Annotated in this window: 16 protein-coding genes; 3 read left to right on the forward strand and 13 right to left on the reverse strand. The window is 42.5% G+C overall.

Features of this window, described 5'->3' with window-relative positions; genetic code table 11:
* Positions 1–20 precede the first annotated feature (20 nt).
* The 4 genes from MHI15_RS24010 to MHI15_RS24025 all read right to left on the reverse strand — a co-directional run bounded on the left by MHI15_RS24010 (position 21) and on the right by MHI15_RS24025 (position 4,788).
* Positions 21–1,709 carry a VWA domain-containing protein gene (locus MHI15_RS24010; RefSeq protein ID WP_076279088.1) on the reverse strand — a complete coding sequence of 563 codons (1,689 nt, stop codon included), beginning with the start codon at positions 1,707–1,709 and terminating at the stop codon, positions 21–23.
* A 13-nt stretch (positions 1,710–1,722) separates the two neighbouring features.
* Positions 1,723–2,466: a hypothetical protein gene (locus tag MHI15_RS24015; protein WP_076217794.1), complete on the reverse strand. Its 744-nt coding sequence runs from the start codon at positions 2,464–2,466 to the stop codon at positions 1,723–1,725.
* A 152-nt stretch (positions 2,467–2,618) separates the two neighbouring features.
* On the reverse strand, positions 2,619–3,860 hold the full coding sequence (locus MHI15_RS24020) for a molybdopterin-dependent oxidoreductase (RefSeq protein ID WP_339190749.1): 1,242 nt from the start codon (positions 3,858–3,860) through the stop codon (positions 2,619–2,621).
* A 49-nt stretch (positions 3,861–3,909) separates the two neighbouring features.
* A complete protein-coding gene (locus MHI15_RS24025) occupies positions 3,910–4,788 on the reverse strand; it encodes a LysR family transcriptional regulator (protein ID WP_036686616.1) in 879 nt (292 codons plus the stop codon).
* Between the two features lie 115 nt (positions 4,789–4,903).
* On the opposite strand from MHI15_RS24025, the gene MHI15_RS24030 reads away from it, so the two are divergent.
* Complete coding sequence (locus MHI15_RS24030) at positions 4,904–6,193, forward strand: adenylosuccinate synthase (protein ID WP_340394145.1); 1,290 nt, start codon at positions 4,904–4,906, stop codon at positions 6,191–6,193.
* 142 nt (positions 6,194–6,335) lie between these two features.
* On the opposite strand, the gene MHI15_RS24035 is transcribed toward MHI15_RS24030, so the two are convergent.
* On the reverse strand, positions 6,336–6,524 hold the full coding sequence (locus tag MHI15_RS24035) for a hypothetical protein (protein WP_036686376.1): 189 nt from the start codon (positions 6,522–6,524) through the stop codon (positions 6,336–6,338).
* A gap of 119 nt (positions 6,525–6,643) precedes the next feature.
* Positions 6,644–7,885, reverse strand: coding sequence for a stalk domain-containing protein (locus tag MHI15_RS24040; RefSeq protein WP_340394142.1), 1,242 nt, complete (start codon positions 7,883–7,885; stop codon positions 6,644–6,646).
* 167 nt (positions 7,886–8,052) lie between these two features.
* Between MHI15_RS24040 and MHI15_RS24045 the strand changes: the two genes are divergently transcribed.
* Both MHI15_RS24045 and thyX read left to right on the forward strand, forming a co-directional pair.
* The gene (locus tag MHI15_RS24045) at positions 8,053–8,589 is read left to right on the forward strand and encodes a GNAT family N-acetyltransferase (protein WP_076275817.1); all 537 of its coding nucleotides are present in this window, start codon (positions 8,053–8,055) and stop codon (positions 8,587–8,589) included.
* Positions 8,586–9,302, forward strand: a complete 717-nt coding sequence (gene thyX, locus MHI15_RS24050; protein ID WP_038570515.1) for an FAD-dependent thymidylate synthase — start codon at positions 8,586–8,588, stop codon at positions 9,300–9,302. The genes MHI15_RS24045 and thyX overlap by 4 nt, the downstream gene beginning before the upstream one ends.
* A gap of 53 nt (positions 9,303–9,355) precedes the next feature.
* Here thyX and MHI15_RS24055 read toward each other — a convergent pair whose 3' ends face one another.
* The 7 genes from MHI15_RS24055 to MHI15_RS24085 all read right to left on the reverse strand — a co-directional run bounded on the left by MHI15_RS24055 (position 9,356) and on the right by MHI15_RS24085 (position 17,577).
* Complete coding sequence (locus tag MHI15_RS24055) at positions 9,356–10,762, reverse strand: GNAT family N-acetyltransferase (RefSeq protein WP_081391841.1); 1,407 nt, start codon at positions 10,760–10,762, stop codon at positions 9,356–9,358.
* Between the two features lie 81 nt (positions 10,763–10,843).
* A complete protein-coding gene (locus MHI15_RS24060; RefSeq protein WP_341164963.1) occupies positions 10,844–12,409 on the reverse strand; it encodes an outer membrane protein assembly factor BamB family protein in 1,566 nt (521 codons plus the stop codon).
* 700 nt (positions 12,410–13,109) lie between these two features.
* Positions 13,110–14,093 (reverse strand): ROK family protein, encoded by a 984-nt coding sequence (locus MHI15_RS24065; RefSeq protein WP_339248450.1) that lies wholly within the window; start codon positions 14,091–14,093, stop codon positions 13,110–13,112.
* A gap of 16 nt (positions 14,094–14,109) precedes the next feature.
* Positions 14,110–14,796: an N-acetylmannosamine-6-phosphate 2-epimerase gene (locus MHI15_RS24070; protein WP_038570497.1), complete on the reverse strand. Its 687-nt coding sequence runs from the start codon at positions 14,794–14,796 to the stop codon at positions 14,110–14,112.
* An 8-nt stretch (positions 14,797–14,804) separates the two neighbouring features.
* Complete coding sequence (locus MHI15_RS24075; RefSeq protein ID WP_076304195.1) at positions 14,805–15,722, reverse strand: dihydrodipicolinate synthase family protein; 918 nt, start codon at positions 15,720–15,722, stop codon at positions 14,805–14,807.
* A gap of 58 nt (positions 15,723–15,780) precedes the next feature.
* A complete protein-coding gene (locus tag MHI15_RS24080) occupies positions 15,781–16,668 on the reverse strand; it encodes a carbohydrate ABC transporter permease (RefSeq protein ID WP_051491452.1) in 888 nt (295 codons plus the stop codon).
* Between the two features lie 12 nt (positions 16,669–16,680).
* Positions 16,681–17,577: a carbohydrate ABC transporter permease gene (locus MHI15_RS24085; protein ID WP_428323518.1), complete on the reverse strand. Its 897-nt coding sequence runs from the start codon at positions 17,575–17,577 to the stop codon at positions 16,681–16,683.
* Between the last annotated feature and the right edge of the window lie 9 nt (positions 17,578–17,586).

Below are 17,586 nucleotides of genomic sequence, written 5' to 3' on the forward strand. Positions count from 1 at the left end.
CCCCTCCTATAAAAAATAGCTTACATTTGAACATTGAGCAGGTTGCCGATTTTATAGACTACATCATCTGTATCTGCATTGATGTTGGCCGCTTCATTTATACTCGAAATACTCTCAAGCGCCTTAATATTCGCATTGTAGCCAATCGTGTAAATCGGGATTTTGTAGGTCTCAATAAGACCTCTGATATCATTCAAGGAATGCCCTTCATTGGTCTCTCCATCACTTAATACAAAGATCAACGGCTTCAAATCCGGATTTAGCTGTAATTCCGTTTGAAGCATATGGATGGCTACCGCGATCCCGTCAAAAGTAGCCGTCCCCCCATTTGCTTGTAGACTGTCAATCGCACCAACAAACATGGACTGCTGGTTCGTGTCATATTTTCCAATCGGAAGATTGATTGTAACGTTATCAGAGTAAGAGACAAAACCAATGCTGTTATCCTTGCCCAAGTACTTCTGGCCTGTTAATAAAGATTGCTTTAAGCGGTTCAAGGGTTCCCCGTTCATACTTCCTGAGACATCTGCCACAAATACTGCGGCGATAGGTTTATTGCCATTTTTCTTCTCTTTCCACAGCTTCTGAGCTGAGGATATGAGACTGCCATCCACTGTACTAAGCTCTGATTGGTAATCATTAAGACCATTGAAGCCTTTTTTCTCACCCAGCTCCTGGTATTTATCCTGTTCAACAAACTCAGCAAACTTCTTAATAATATCGAGTTTTTCCTGAGGAAGATCACCTAAAGCATAAAGCGGGCTGTCATGTCTTACACCAAAAGGAGTGAATACATACCCCCCTTTCAAATCTGTTGCATTCAAAAAGATCTGGTATTCTAAGACAAAAGCATCAAGCTTACCGGTTTTTGCAGCCTCTCGCATCTGTAAAGTGGTTGAGGCAATAAAGGGAACATTTGCTTGGAATTTCTCAAAGCCCTGCACCGCTTGCTCACCAAGTAAGTCTGAACCGCCAAACGTCCCAAGCGCTGTTACCAGAAAGTTTAAACCCGTAGAACTGGCAAAAGGGTCGGTATAGCCCATTGATAATTCATTATTTGCTATGGCATCTGTAACCGTCTTGACGTTTAAAGAACCGTATTTCTCTATTAGTTCATCATATTTCGCCTTACTGGTAACAATACCAGCTACATTACCTACAAGACGTTTAGTGATTAGCTGAGTGTTCATCCCGTTTGCTTTTACCATTTCGCCCCACAGCTCATTTGAAGGGGTAAAGGCATCTGGCACATACTTCCCAGATCTTATGTAATCTGTCGCTGTACCTGAAGCAATATTACGGATTTTCACAGAAACATGACTCCCGTTCACCTCAATATTAGAGTTGTTAAAATCTGTAGCAACTTCATTTAGCCAACCATCATTACCCGTTCCTGATTTCTCTGTAGAAGAAAATATCTCTACAAAGCTATCTGTTGTATTGTCTACGGATACAGGAAACTTTGAGATATCTGGTAGTGAATCCCCAATCGCGACAGGATCCAGATCAATCTGGCCTTTGATTTGCTCAGCAGTGGTCACGTTTATGTTCTTATATAGCTTCTCAAGCTGCTTCCCCGCATCTTCGGAAGAAATCTGGGTTTTGGTTTTTCCTATATTAGAAGTCAAGGTGATTCCAAAATACACGAGAGCAAAAACTACCACCGTAATGGTCCCTAAAACTGCTACTGTTTTTCCTTTATTAGCCATACACATCTCCCCTTCATTGCTTATAGAATTTCGTCTGCTTGATCAGCTCATCGATTTCCTTCATACAAGGCATCTCTTCAACATCTGTATAATCTGTACTGTCAAGTAGCGATATTTCCAGCAGCAGCTTATCCAGCTTCAGCAGAATCTCTTCATTTGCCCCAAGATACCCTGTTACGTAGGCTAAATATTCATTGTACAAAGCTGTCTTTTTTTGCACCAGTTTATCTGAGAACTGCGAGGGTCTATGCTGGCTGGAGAAAAGGGTGAACTCTGAGGCATCAAATACACTGAGTTTATTCAGAATCCCTCGAATGTTCAGGTAAAAAAGCTTTGCTACTTCATAACTGACTGCATTAAATTTTTTGAAGCTAAGTTCAGTGGATTCGAATCTCTGACCTAAAACATCTAACAAGGTACTTCTCTTCTTTTCCATCCGGGATATCTGATCTAGAGCAAGCGCAATGTCTTTTTTCAGCACTTTGACATTTTTGTATTGAGTAAGCGCGGCTATATAATCCTCATAAGATTTCAGTGTTTTCACAGCAGGGATAGATGAAGGTTTAAACAATAAAATATAACTTCCGTAAAGAACAACAAGTAGACTAACAAACAACAATGTCACACCTAAAGCTATTTCAAATACACTGGTTCCTCCGATTTCCACCCCTAATAAACCTGGTGACAACACGATAATGTTCAGTAGTACCACACCGAGAATAAGTCCCAACAGCTTTATGGCTCTAACCCCGTTCATCACAACCACCTCCTGCATCCCAGTCACTTCTATTGTATGGAGCAATTTCTGTTATTACGTCTCTTCATTTGCTATATGCTAAAAAAATAAGGAATTAATCAACAAAAAAACCTTAACAGGCAATAAGCCCATTAAGGTTAACGATCCCTATTTTATACCCACGCATCATTTGAATACCCGCGTTGCTCCCAATATCCCGTATGATCGCCTTCGATCAGCTCAATCCGGTTCAGCCACTTCACAGACTTGTATGCGAACATCTTCGGAACGATTAACCGTACAGGACCGCCGAGATCGCTAGGAATCGGCTTTCCATCATGCATTACCGCGACCAGCACATCATCCATGTCGGCTTGTTCCAATGTGAGCGTATCCGTGTATACACCATCACCCGAATAGAATTTCACAGTCTTAGCTGTGGGCTTCACACCGGCCTGACTCAAAAGATCTTTTAGCTTGATTCCTTCCCAGGTATTCTTATAGACTGACCAGCCTGTCACACAGTGAAAATCACTCACCTGAACGGTCCGCTTCAGCTTTACGAACTGTTCCCAGTTCCACTTGAAATTCTGCTCCACAAGCCCATCTATCGTAAAAGACCAATTGTTGTTCGTAAACTCTGGAATCGGAGTGACTGTGTAAACACGGAATTGTCCTTGCGCCCCTCCTCCGAGAGGGGGTGAGGATGCCGCCAGTGGCTGGGGTGCAGGCAACAACTGATTACGATCACTTTCGATCAGCTTATCAATTGTTTCGCTGCCTCCGATATTTCCAATTGAACTGCCGAGCCATTTTATAAACGATGGACCTATAGTTACCGCAAGCCCAACACCAATCGATCCGCGTATGAAAGCTCTACGTGTATAAACCGGCTGCGGGGTTTCCCGATGATTCGAAGGGCTGCCTGTCTCAATGCCACTTTTCACTATCCGCCGGCTCGGTTCTTTAAGCCATTTTACCCGAGTCAAAGAATGATAAATAATATAAGGAAGGCCTATCCAGGTCAATAAGTCATGGACGATCAGAGCAACGTTCGATACATGTGGACCCACCACGCGGAATTGCCAGAGTAGTACTCCTGAAACGAACCAGCCGAGCAGCAATGAAAGTACAACGATTACATTAAAACGTTGCCAAGGCCGCTCCTTCAGTTGTTTCCAATGTTTCCCTGCCAGCAGCAAATAATAAATAACCGGAATGATCGAAGCGACACCGACCACGATATGAAGCCCTTTGATCCATACTCTGCCTTCCCCTAAGAAGCCACGCCAGAAGCCACCTACAAGTACAAGTCCTGTGAGTGTGAGCAACACAACCAGCCAGCCATTCCAGGTATGAAGCGCCCGAAGCTTTTTCCCGTATCCCTTGCGCAGCCGAGCCAGTAAAGGATTCATTACCTTTCCTCCTCTTCACTATGTATGCTCTAATAGCTCTTTCCTGATTCTACTCTAATAATGTTAGAAAAGACTTTGAAGCAGCTGTAAGAGGAACTCCACGCAGGGTAGCAATTCCTATGTTACGTTCTGGCAAAGGTGGGTCCAGAGGAATCTCGACAAGCTCACCTTTCTTCAATTCTTCGGTTACGTAATCACGAATAACAAAAGCAAGGCCAAAACCACGTTTCGCAAACTGAACAAGCAAATCCACACTTCCCAGTTCAAATTCAGGTGTAATCGTCAGATGATTAGAAGCTAAAAACTGATCCATATACTTTCTGGTGCTGCCACCCGCTTCTAAGCATAACAACGGATACTGTTGAATGTCTGCAAGCGGCATGGTCTTGTCCGCCAAATGACGAAAACCTTTGCCCCCTACCAGGCAATCTTGAAGCTGAGTACTTTTGCGAAAATCAATCTGTTTATCAGATGTCGGCAAGCTGACGATACCAAAATCAATTTTCCCTTCTTTTAAAAGCGTAAGTGTTTCTGGTGTCGTACGATTCGTAATATGAATGCGGATATTGGGAAATTGTTCATGAAATTGCTCCAAAAAAGGTAACAGATAATATTTGCATAAGGTGTCACTTGCTCCGATATGAATCTCGCCGCTGTTCAGATTGTTCATATCTGCGATCGCTCTTTCGCCCATGTCTACATGATGAAAGGCTTGCTCAATAAAGCTTAGCAGTACTTTTCCTTCTGTTGTTAAATCGACCCCGCGAGAAGTGCGAAAAAATAACGGGCCGCCCATTTTTTCTTCCAATTGTTTAATCGTGTGACTTACTGCCGGTTGTGTAATATTGAGTCGTTCTGCCGCAGCAGTTAAACTCCCAGTATTCGCTACCCAATAAAAAGAGCGATACCACTCCAAATTAATGTCCATCCCCACGTCATTACTCCACCTTATAATAGATATAACTTATATCAATTTTTCTAATGATTTAACTAGCATTATACTTAGTCCTGTAGCCAAAAACAAGCTTGGGAGGCGAAAACGCGTGACCGTAATTGCAATTGTAGGAGCAAACTGGGGCGACGAAGGAAAAGGAAAAATGACGGATGTGCTAGCTGCACAATCTTCCTTTGTCGTTCGTTTTCAAGGTGGTAGTAATGCTGGGCATACCATCATAAACCAATATGGAAAATTTTCATTGCATATGCTGCCATCTGGGGTATTTTATCCTTCCGTTACAAACATTATTGGACCCGGAACAGCACTTGATACAGAAGTCTTAATAATAGAATTGAAAGCTTTAACGGATAGAGGTGTGCCAAAGCCTAGATTATTCGTATCCGAACGGGCGCAAATCGTGCTTCCAATCCATCGTTTGTTTGATGAACTAGAAGAGGAACGTCTGGGATCTCAAGGATTCGGTTCAACAAAACGGGGAATTGCACCATTTTACGCAGATAAATATGCAAAGCTAGGCATACAGGTAGCGGATTTATTTGATACCGCCCGACTTGAGAAACGTCTTGAACAATTACTCGCTTCCAAAAATATTTTACTTGAGCATTTATATAAGAAAGCGCCGATCCAAATCTCGGAATTAATGATTCAGCTGCAAGAAGAAGCTGCACAGCTAGCGCCTTATGTAGCCAATACAACAGACTTGCTGCAAGAGGCTTATGCTAAGGGAGAGACTATCTTACTTGAAGGTCAGCTTGGGGCTCTGCGTGATCCTGATCACGGTATTTATCCTTACTCCACCTCCTCTTCAACACTTGCCGGGTTTGCACCTGTCGGTGCCGGTCTTCCTGCAGCAGCTATCACGAATGTCATCGCTGTAACCAAGGCCTATTCCAGTTGTGTCGGCGCTGGACCTTTTGTTACGGAATTAGAAGGGCCCGTTGCGGATGAACTTCGTACAAGAGGTGGCGATGCCGGGGAATTCGGGGCTACGACTGGCCGTCCTAGACGTATGGGCTGGTTTGATGCTGTAGCTACTCGTTACGGTTGCCAAATGCAGGGTGCCACTGAAGTCGTGTTGACTAATCTTGACGTGCTTGGTTATTTGGATGAGATTCCAGTTTGTGTGGCTTATGAGCTTGAAAATGGAGAGATCACCGACAAGTTCCCGGCTACGAATAAACTGAACTCTGCAAAACCGATATTCACGCATTTATCTGGCTGGAACTGCGATATCTCTCAGATCACCGACTTCGAAGATCTGCCAGAACAAGCTAAGCTTTACATTGATTTTATTGAAACCTCTATTGGCACGCGTATTACTACGATTTCCGTGGGTCCTAGACGCGAACAGGTCATTAATCGGATAACGAAATAATCATATACGTACTAAATCTCTGTAGAATTTAAAAGAAGCGCCTCTCTTATTAGAGAAGCGCTTCTTTGTTTTATTCATGAGAAGGGCTGCCTCATACGTAGAAAAATCCACTTTTGAGACAGCCTCTTTTTGTGTACTCTTTTTAAATCAACACGGCATCCACTTTCGTCTGCGGAGCCTTGTCACAGCGTTTACAGACCTTAACGACTGCTCCATCCGTTTTTTTCTTGGGATAAAGCAGCTTAATACGGGTGTTCTGACAGATTGGGCAAGTGCCCCTGCCCCTTGATGGTAAATTCCAAAGTGCATGTCCACGTTTTGACTTTGCCATGAATAAACCCCTCATTTCGGCCAACAATAGTCAACACTTTAATTCTGAAAGTGCTTCTCCAAAATGATATGTCGCAAAGACAGGCTCTATGACTAAAGTAACGCAGAAGTTAGGAAGAATTAATTCGTATAAATCATGGAGACAACACCGTTCGTAAAGGTAACATAGTTATAATTACCATACTGCCAGGTCTCCACTTGAATGCCACTACCTGATAATGTGGATTTACTTATTGGCTTACCCCAACTAAACTCCACTTGCTGCTTGGTCATCCCAGTAGCAACTATGCTCTTTTTAATCTTACTCCAAATCGCATCTGACCACTTATAGGTCTTAAATGGATCCGTTGTTAAGAAATATTCTTTATTTCCTAATGTACGGATCAACTCATCCCCCGACATTGTATAAGAGTTAAGAATTTGCCCCGTTGATAAAACCTTAAATGAAATGGCGAATTCACCTTCATAATCAGGTAGAATATCTACAATAGTGACTTTTTGGAACTTATAATCGGAGTCGAATTGATTGAGCCAATATGTTTTTCCAATGAACTTAACGAGGTTTCCTTGTTCTTCCTTCTTAAAAATCTGCGCAGTTTGTTTCGTATAGGCGAACAACTCTGCTTTGCCGAAGTAGATCTCCATCGTCTGATAATTTCCATCCCAAATTAACTCTGCTGACAGTGCAGTTTTTAAAAGCGTGGCAGGAAAAACTGTAGATCCGTCGATCTTTTGCACTTTACCACTCATTTTGACCTTCGCACCATTCACCATTGCAATATCGCTTCCGAGTTGAAGCTGTATTGGCAAATCTCCTAGGCGAATGCTAAAGATTTTAGTTGCTGTATTAACTTGGACTGTTGCTCCCAACGTTTGAAAAACCGATTGAACCGGCAAATACATTGTTCCATTAACAAATGCACCTTGATCAATATCATGGTCCGCACTGATCGAAACTTTTATTGTTTTGGTATCTGATCCTGAAATGACCGTTACGTTCGTTTCTCCTACCGCTAAGGCTTTCATTGTGCCATCGGCTTGCTTTTGCAGCAAATAAGGTTTTTCAATTACGACATTTGCTTGAGCTAACGGAACGCGTTCAGATATGCCATCGGCATCTTTAGCATAGATTTGTACCGGAACATTGTCCCCAACAGTGATTTCGGTCGCATCCATCTGAAAAATCAAATCTTCAACCTGCGGATTGCCTTCATTGTATGATGACGAAACTGAACTGGCACTCCGTAAAATACTACCTTGATCGTAATCGACGTTACGCGTATCTGCCGCCTTCACTGTATGTATTGGACCCAACATAGATACTGCTAACGCTGCAGTGATGCTCCATTTAATAGCTTTCATTTTCCTTACATCCCCCTCTAAATATATAAACCTTAATTACTGTATCACAATTCCACAATTTTACTAGAGAAAAATTTACAGAAATATTTTTTTGTATTTCTAGTGAATTTACTCCGTGATAATTACAGAGTCTTCCATTATAATCATGGATTAGGAGGTATTAACTCATGGAAATAATAGCCGACAGATTGATATTAAGAGATTATACAAGCGATGATTTTTCTTTTTATGAAGAACTGGAACTTAATCCTTTGTCTCACAAATATGAAAACACCGCACCAGATGCAAAACAAATTAAAGAGAACTTCCTTTCGATTCTGACTCAGACTACCAGCGATCCGCGTGAGCATTATGATCTAGCAGTATGTACAAAGCAAAATAGAACCCCCATAGGCAACGTAAGTATAAAGTTAAATTGGGAAGAGATCAGAGAGTGGGAGATTGGCTGGGTCCTACTGCCGGAATACTGGAAAATGGGCTATGCGACAGAAGCCGTCAAAACACTGATAGGCTACGCCTTTAGCTCTCTTAATGCCCATAGAGTCGTTGCCTATGCCAATGCAGAGAATCTTCAATCTGAAAAAGTTATGATTAGAGCAGGAATGATTAGGGATGGAATCCTCAGAGAGACTAGATTTTGCAATCAACAATGGTGTGACGAACTCATTTACTCTGCTTTGGAAAAGGAGGCTACATTAAATTGACAACAATCAAAGTTTTAAATGAAGGTTATGTAAGATTAGTAGATCATATGGGCTCAGATTTAACGGTTGCTAACGCTGCGCGTGTTTCTTATGCAAAACAATCTTTTGAGCTTAGTGATCGGGATATTAAACTAATAAAATTCCTTGCCCGTGAAGGACATACCTCTCCTTTCCGCCATGCCATCACACAATTTGAGGTTTATGCCCCATTAATGGTTGCGAGACAGTGGTGGAAATACGTAGTCGGTTCTGCTCATTACGAAGGTACTGGAGATAGCTTGGAAGCCTGGAACGAATCCAGCCGCAGATACATAACAGAAGAACCCGTTTTTTATCAACCTGCTGCGGGAGAATGGAGATCCAAACCAGAGAATTCCAAACAAGGCAGTGGTGACATCATTGCATGGGAGCTTGGTGAAAAATACACCCGTGAGCTTCAAGAATACACCGAGTTAGGATTATCTAAGTATGAAGCAGCTTTAGCAGATGGTATATGTGCTGAACAAGCAAGACTGTTTCTACCTGCTTATGGATTATTCGTTCGTTGGTACTGGACAGCTTCAGTTCAATCTGTAGCCCATTTTTTAAATCAAAGACTGGAGCATGACGCTCAGAAAGAAATTCAGGAGTATGCAAAAGCAATTTTATCGCTAATTGAGCCACTATTCCCTGTCTCTTTTGATCAGCTGCTGACAACCGGCTCTGTAGATTAATTTATTTCCTAATATAAAAAAGAGCCGCCAAACCCTTGGCGGCTTTTCCCTTTTTACACTACCAACCCTCGTATAACTTCAAACTCGTCCCTACTGACTTCAACGAACCCGAGTGATGTATATAAATTCGTAGCACGTTCGTTTTCGATCCGATGGCCAATAACGATTTTGTCACAATGATGTTCTGCTTTAATATAACGAATTAAGGTATCCATACCCGTTCTGCCTAAACCCCTGTTCTGATATTTCTGGTCAATCATAAAAGCCATAATCCAATAACTTCCATCCTCAGGATCTACGCTATACACAGAGAAACCTACCAATTCTTCATCTGCGTATAAAGCGAGCGGGGTCATACCACAATAAGCTGCTTCTGCTAACCAATAGACCACTGGTACAGGAAAAATAGCCTTTTGCTCATCCGATACTTCTAATTGAGTACAAGCGTACCAGTTTTTTTCAGTGATATCCTTCAGCACTATATGTGCTTGAAAGCCGGTTCGTAATCGGTCACAAACTCTTTCTAATTTCAGTTTAAGCTGTTTCGCCCAATCCGGGAAAATAGAATCATCCGTATTCTCCATACACCGAAGTAATCTAGCAAAACTGTATAAGTCTGCAAATCTTTGAAATTCAGGTATCAACTTCATATACTCATCATCTAGCTGCTTAACCGATCTATATCCATTAATAAAATGGTCAATGTTTCTTCTACTCTCATTATCATCCGATTCCGTCAGGTCTCTTAACGCCGATGTAATATCCATCGCAAACCAGTGATACATAGAGTCATCAAAATCGATGGCACTGTAGCGGGATTCTTCTTGCATATAAAAGATATTATCCATCTCAAAATCATAATGTACGAGCCCAGTATGCCCTACTCCAAAAGGAAGCTCTGATAGCCAAGCTTCAATCCGCTCATATTCCTTAAGCGCCTTATGCTCCTCAGGATGCCTGCTCAATACGGAATAAATAAAATTCAATGAATCGACCCAGCTTTTGCGATAAGGTGTGCTCGGTGCATAGGTTTCCGAAAAATTATGCAGACGTGCAAGCGATTGGCCCCATTGATAAAAATGAGGTTCCTTCATCTCATCAAGTGAAACATATTCACCCTGGGCCTGTTCAAAAACTACCCCGTGGTATCGCCCGTGATCCGTTAACAACGTTTCAATCCAATTGCCAGACTTAGAACGCACTGGAGAGACAGTCTCATAACCTTGTTCTAATAAATACATCATAAAATCCAGCTCTGCCTGGATATTGTCTGGAGAATTATCCTCTTCATGAGTAAACCTTAAATAAAAGCGGTTACCATTCCACTGAAAGGTATAAATAAAATTGCTGCTGGCCCTTACCATCTTTAAGGTTCCAGGCTCATGATTCCAATACTTAATCATCTCTTTAGCAGGAAGATCGTTCTCCGTTCCCCGCACCATGTTCATTAAAGTCATCATTGTCCGATAGTGCCTCCTGCTTCATGACGGATTTGATTCTGGGTTCCCCCATTAACATTATCGGTAAATTATTCTATTAAATCAAGGGAATTTGATAGGCTCTATTATTTCTGAAAAAAGAAAAGTGTTCAGCTTAAACTTCAGTTTGTCATACTTGATTTCAAACTCAGCATGATCTCCGATAGCATGAGAAATCTGCACACTTATCCCCAGCGTATTCTCCGTCAAGTACCACCTTATATCCGCTTCACTAGTATCTGCGTGCTGAAGTGAAGTCAACAATTCCTCATCTGATCTTTCAGTAAGAATATTCTTTTGCTCAATAATATCGGATTGAAGTTCGCTTTGCTTCAGCTCCTTCAAGTTAGACAAAGATCTGGCGCTTTCACCAATCGTTTCCCAGTTGAATTTCTCCCCCAGTACTGTTGTCCAACCTTGGGACTGCCCGATGGAGATTTGCAAATGAAGTTCCCATTTAGGCTCCATCTTAGCCGTCCAATAGGAGGACAGGACGTAAATCACTTCATCATTTGCCAAAATCACCGAATGAATGGAACCTTTGATTGCGGTCTCTGCTAAATGCACTCCTTTTTGGAAAAAAATATCAACAACGGAGTAGCTTTCAATCGAGTTATCCATTAAGCGACTTTGAATAACGTTGCCGCATCGGCCGAGAATTGGCTGAGTTATTGCAAAACCTTTAGTTTCCGCTCTCCATAGCTGTTCACCGTTTCGCGTTAAACAAATGAATTCCCCGCCGGTCAAATTTACGTGTAAATTACCGTCTGCGCCCAGGGAAGGGCTGGTGTCAACGTAGCTTTCCTCCGGTTGGTATATCCATTTCACTTCGCCATCCGGAGCAATGGCATATAACTGGCTAGAAAGACACCCATACATAACCCCATCCTGATCTATGACAGGGGGACGGTGCCCTTCTCCTTGACCCATCGGTTTCTCCCACAACAACTCTCCATCAGGACTAAAAGCATAAAGTTTGGAATTCACATTTTGACCAATATATATGATTTCTTCACGGGAAATAACCGGATCGCACCAAAATATGGACGAGCACTTGTAAACCCATCTTATGGTTCCATCCGCATCAAAAGCATAGAGTCTCCCAATAATTTGTGACTCATCTTCATATGTACACAGGTAAATATACCCTTCGCTGTTTACCACCGGCCTGCCATACGGTACACCATCCACTGCAGTCTTCCAATTTATCTGGCCGTTTTCGTCAACCGAAATGAGCTGATTATCTCGAATGCTATTGGTCGCAACTAAAATGGAGGCTGGGCTGATCAGCAGGGGAGATATAAGGGATGCCTTAGTCTCCAATAGCAGCTCCACAGTGTCAGATTCAAAGCAAACCCGAAACAGTTTGCCGTATTGATGATTAAGCTCGAAATCACCCTGCCCCACAGCCAAAATGGCTCTCCTTTGTTCATTCACTGTAAACGAGCTTAATCCATATGAAAAATCCGGCCGCCCCGAGTCAACAACTCGCTTCAAAACTGAAAGCGATGTTGGAGCTCTGAATCGGGATTGTCTGGTCCAATTCGCCTCAATGGGATGAATGGCTAATGGACGATAGCTGCCTTGTTGAAAACCGCCTATTCCTTCGTTGTTATTATAATCGACCATAATTTTCCCATCCTTTGTTATATAAGTTAAGGGATACAAACTGGAAAATTTGTATCCCTTAAGCCTAATTAAAATCTTGCTAGGCTGGTTTGGTCAAACAAGTTATCCGAGCCGGACCAGTTAAGGTCGAATTTCCCCGAGTCTTTGGACACATTGAATTCGTCGTAGCGATATCGTGTGATATGCTCACATTAATGAATCATCATCATAAATTCAACGTAAAAAGCGAAAAACTGCTTCCCATAACATGGATTAGATGTGTTGATGGTTGAACGAAAGGTTTATTCGGCAGTGGGTACTGGGGCGGGCTATAACTAATAAAAGAAACCACATGGAGTATTATTCACATGTGGTTCTAACTAAATTATTTAAAAATTTAACCAATCCCAAAACACTAATCAATCTTCAATGGTTCAATTGTTTTTACCGCACTCAGGGGAATCTGAGAAATAGAATAAATGTATTCTATACAGTTATTTCGTAGGCGAATGCAATCATTTTGACTTTAGTTGCATTTTCTACAACTAAAAACACGAGAAGCCACCACTAAGGCTGTAAATCAAGAAAATAGCTGTACAAAATACACTTATACCCATCGGCTGGAGGGATTCGAGAAATATAGTTGTACGATGTACAATTAAACTCGCTTCTACGTATTGCTCCCCGTGATTTTCTATACAGATAGATGGTGAATAGCCCCTTATAACTCTGCTCTCTTTACTTTATCGGGACTATACTCCCACATCTGCAGCCCCGCACCGATCATTCCACATAAATTACCATGATAGGCTGCTTCAATACGAACATTTTCCAGCATCGATGGCATTACTCTGCCCTTTACTTCCCTTCTAATGCCTTCAAACAAAAGTTCGCCTGCTTCAGCAACTCCACCGCCAATGACGATGACTTTAGGGTTAAAAATATGGATTAATGAAGCAATCGCGGATCCGAGCGCAGCAATCGTGTCTTCCATTAACGCTGTAGCCAGAGAGTCACCTGCCCGCCATCTCGCTATCACTTCCCGTGAGTCTACATTCTCTGGGGACTGGTTATGTAATAAAAGCTTGTCGCGCATGCGACGTGCGATACTTGTGCCTGAAGCATACTGCTCTAAGCAGCCTGTTCCACCACAAACGCATGCAGGCCCTTTGAAATCTACGGACATATGGCCTAACTCTCCAGCCCCACCCCAAGAACCGTGGACAAGATGGCCGTCTACGACTATCGCTCCACCCACGCCCGTACCAAGGGCAAGACAGATAAAATCTTTTACCTCTTTGCCTGAACCTAAATATTTCTCTGTTATTGCTAATACATTCACGTCATTATCAACGATTACTGGAAGTTGAAATTGTGTTTGAAGCAACTCCTTCAAAGCTGTGCCAGCATAGCCAGGGATAAGCTCCGAAGCGGAGCGGATACGCCCCGCCTCCCAATCCATTTGCCCTGCCGATCCTACGCCAATTCCTTGGAGCTGAATTCCCGCTTGTTGTGCTGTTATTTCATCCATTAATGTCCGAATTGCTAGTATAATACGATCCATTGTTTTCGTCTGTCCAGCCAATGTGCTTAGGCTTACAGTATGTAAAACGTCCCCTTGTGAAGAGACGAGTCCGGCATTAATTTTCGTGCCGCCAATATCTACTCCGATCGCATATTCTATATGAGGATCATACCCTTCCATCGCGGACTCACCTCCGTCAGTCATTGAAATTGCTCACGGCCTTAACATATCTCGAAGTGATCAATTGCGGCCTAGTAATTGCACTTCCTACAACAACATAGGATGCCCCCGCATTCTTAGCTTTTGCTGCGTCTTCCGGTGTCCATATCCGTCCTTCCGCAACAACAGGAATGTTCACTAATTTGCTTAATTGTTGAATTAAGACAAGGTCCGGTCCTTCCTGCTGTGTACTGTATGGGGTGTAGCCTGAAAGCGTGGTACCGATGAAATCCACACCTAATTTCTCAGCGGCAAGCCCTTCCTCAAATGTCGAAATATCCGCCATAACCAGCACACCTCTCAGATGTGCATATTCTATTAATGGCTTTACTGACTCTAAGCGTTCTTCCCGATTCGTTACATCAAGCGCAACAATCTCTGCTTTTGCAGAAACAATCGCCTTCACTTCATCTAAGGTTGGTGTTATAAATATGGCTGATCCGGGAATATCCCGTTTAATAAGTCCAATGACCGGTACATTTACTTCTTTTTTGATAGCTACAATATCTGGAACACCATTTGTCCGGATTCCTATAGCTCCTGATTGAACCGCTGCTCTTGCCATTTTAGCCATTGTATCCCCACCATGAAGCGGCTCATGCTCAAGTGCCTGACAGGAAACAATCAGACCTTTCACCGGAAAGATATCACTTATTCGAGTCATTATTAACCCTATCCTTTCGCTTCAAGAATATAATCTAATATTCTATTGTTCAGAGCTTCCACCCGCTCCTGATCGGAATCCTTAATCGGTAAAAGCGGCATTCTTGGCTGACCTGTTTCAAATCCGCGCACACTAAGGATCGCTTTACACGCACCATATAATGAAGGAAAGGATAGCAATTCAACAATGAGATCATTGATGATAAACTGCCATTTCTGCGCCTCAGCCATCTCTCCTTGCACATAACATTGTTCCACTTTTAGGAATAACTCTGGCATCACCCCATAAGTTCCACCAATCCCGCCATCTGCCCCAATACTGCGGCCCGCCAAATACTGCTCATCAGGTCCATTTAAGACTAGAAAATCCTTCCCGCCTGCGGCTTTAAATTGCTGAAGCTCAAACGTGCTCTCCGCCGAAATTTTCACCCCGATCACTTTATCCTGAGCTGCCATCTTAATCAGCAAGCTTTTCGATAATTGAAAGCCTGTAGTTTGCGGGATGTGATAGATAATAAATGGAAGCGCTGTACTATTAATAATTGCCTGCCAATGACTTTCAACACTGTCCGGAGACAGACGATAATAGATCGCAGGAACAGCCGATACGGCATGTGCGCCAACTTTCTCAGCATGGATAGCTAGTTCAACACTGTCTCTTGTAGATGGAGCACCCACGTGAGCAATGATTGTAAGCTCTTTTCCAACCTCTGCTATAACTGCCTCGAGCATTTGTTTGCGTTCTTCTACAGATTGCAGCATACCTTCGCCAGAGCTTCCGCCAATATAAAGACCTTTTACTCCCGTAGAAGCATACTGACGAGCTAATTTTCGGGCTGCTTCTTTATCGATTTCCCCCTCAGCATCATAACTGGAGTACATAGCAATAATAATGCCTTTAAAGGATTCAAGATCATATGATTTCATAAATTACAGCCTCCATCGTTTAATTCATTACTATTAATTTTCGTTGTTATAAGAATAACTAGCCTTTTACAGCCCCCATAGTAATCCCTTGGGTAAAGGCTTTTTGGAACATTAGAAAAATTGCAATCATAGGAATAGAGGCTAACGCAGCACCCGCCATAAGCAATCCATAGTTTGTTGTGAATTCACCCCGAAGAGTCGCTACCCCAAGTGGTAATGTCATCATTGAAGTCGATCTGGTCATGATCAGCTGACTGAAATAATCATTCCAAGAAGTGATGAAAGTAAAGATTGCCAGTGCCCCTATTGCAGGCTTTAACAAAGGTAAAATGATGGTTCCGAACAAACGAATTTCAGAGCTGCCATCTATTTTGGCTGCTTCAATTAATTCTCCTGGAATCGTCTGCGCGAACTGCTTCATTAGGAAGACTCCAAATGGCCAGCCAATCGCCGGTAAAATAAGCCCTTTATACGTGTTGACCCACCCAAAATCTGCAAGCATCGTAAACAGCGGGACAAGAATAACTTGCTTAGGCAATGCCATAGCGGCAACAAACATCGTAAAGATAATGCCTCGGCCAGGAAAAGACTTTTTGGCTAGCACATATCCAGCACAGGAAGAAACGATACAAATCGCTGCCATTTCACAAAAAGCAATGATGAAACTGTTAAACATCCAGCGCTCAACGGGATTCTTAAATAACTCGGTCCAGTTTTGCAGAGTCGGCTTAGCCGGAAACCATTCCGGGGGGATCGTTGTTGCCACAGTCTGAAGCTTAAATGCCCCTGAAACCACCCAATAAAAAGGGAAGATAAAAAACAACGTTGCTAGAATCAACAGGATGGTCGCTAATATTTTTGGAATCGTCAATTCTTTTTTCCATTTGCTTACTTTCTTAGATTGGCCAATAGGTGCTCTCAGTTCTAACGGATTCGTAGAATTCATGATGTCCCCTCCTTAATACTCAACATCACTGCCAAAGTATTTGAATTGAATGATAGAAATGATCCCGATCACAATCGCAAGGATGACACCCATCGCCGAGGCATATCCAAAATGACCGAGCATAAAGGCTTGTTCGTAAACGCCATACATAACAGTCGATGTGCTATACACAGGTCCACCCGAGGTGAGCAACTGAATTAGTGCAAAACATTGAAAGGTGTTGATCGTGGTAATCACGATAATATATAAGTTCGTTGGCATTAGCATTGGCCATAATATTTTCCGGAAAATCTGCCAAGGCGTCGCTCGATCAATCTCAGCTGCTTCTATGTAAGAAGTAGGAATGTTCCCAATAGATGCCACATATAAAATGATCGGCTGCCCTACAGAGGTCGTTATCAGAACCACAATAATAGCAAGCAGTGCAGTCCTCGTATCTCCTAACCAGGATATAGGCTCCATTCCCAAAAAGCTGGTCAAATAATTTAGAATCCCATAGTTCGGATGATAGATCCAGCCCCAAACGACTGTGATGCTTACGACCGAGGATACAGCCGGCAAATAGAACACTCCGCGGAAAAACGATCTGGCAAACTCTTTTTTCTTATAAATATTCATAGAGATAAATAACGAGAAAATAATAACGATGGGTACGGTGATGAGTACAAGCAATAATGTATTTCCCATCGACTTCCTGAAGTTATCATCTTTTATTAAGGAGATATAATTATCGAGGCCAATAAAGCTGAAATCTCTCAAGGAGTAATCAAAGAAACTAATATAGACCCCTTTCACCATCGGATAAGCTACAAAAAGCAGGAAAAACCCAAATGCCGGCACTAAAAAGAGATAACTCATCATCCAGTCACGAATCACATAACCTTTTATTTTGCGAACCGTTGTCCCCACAGTCCTTCC

The sequence above is a fragment of the Paenibacillus sp. FSL H7-0918 genome, from assembly GCF_038007025.1.
Lineage (GTDB): Bacteria > Bacillota > Bacilli > Paenibacillales > Paenibacillaceae > Paenibacillus_AQ > Paenibacillus_AQ odorifer.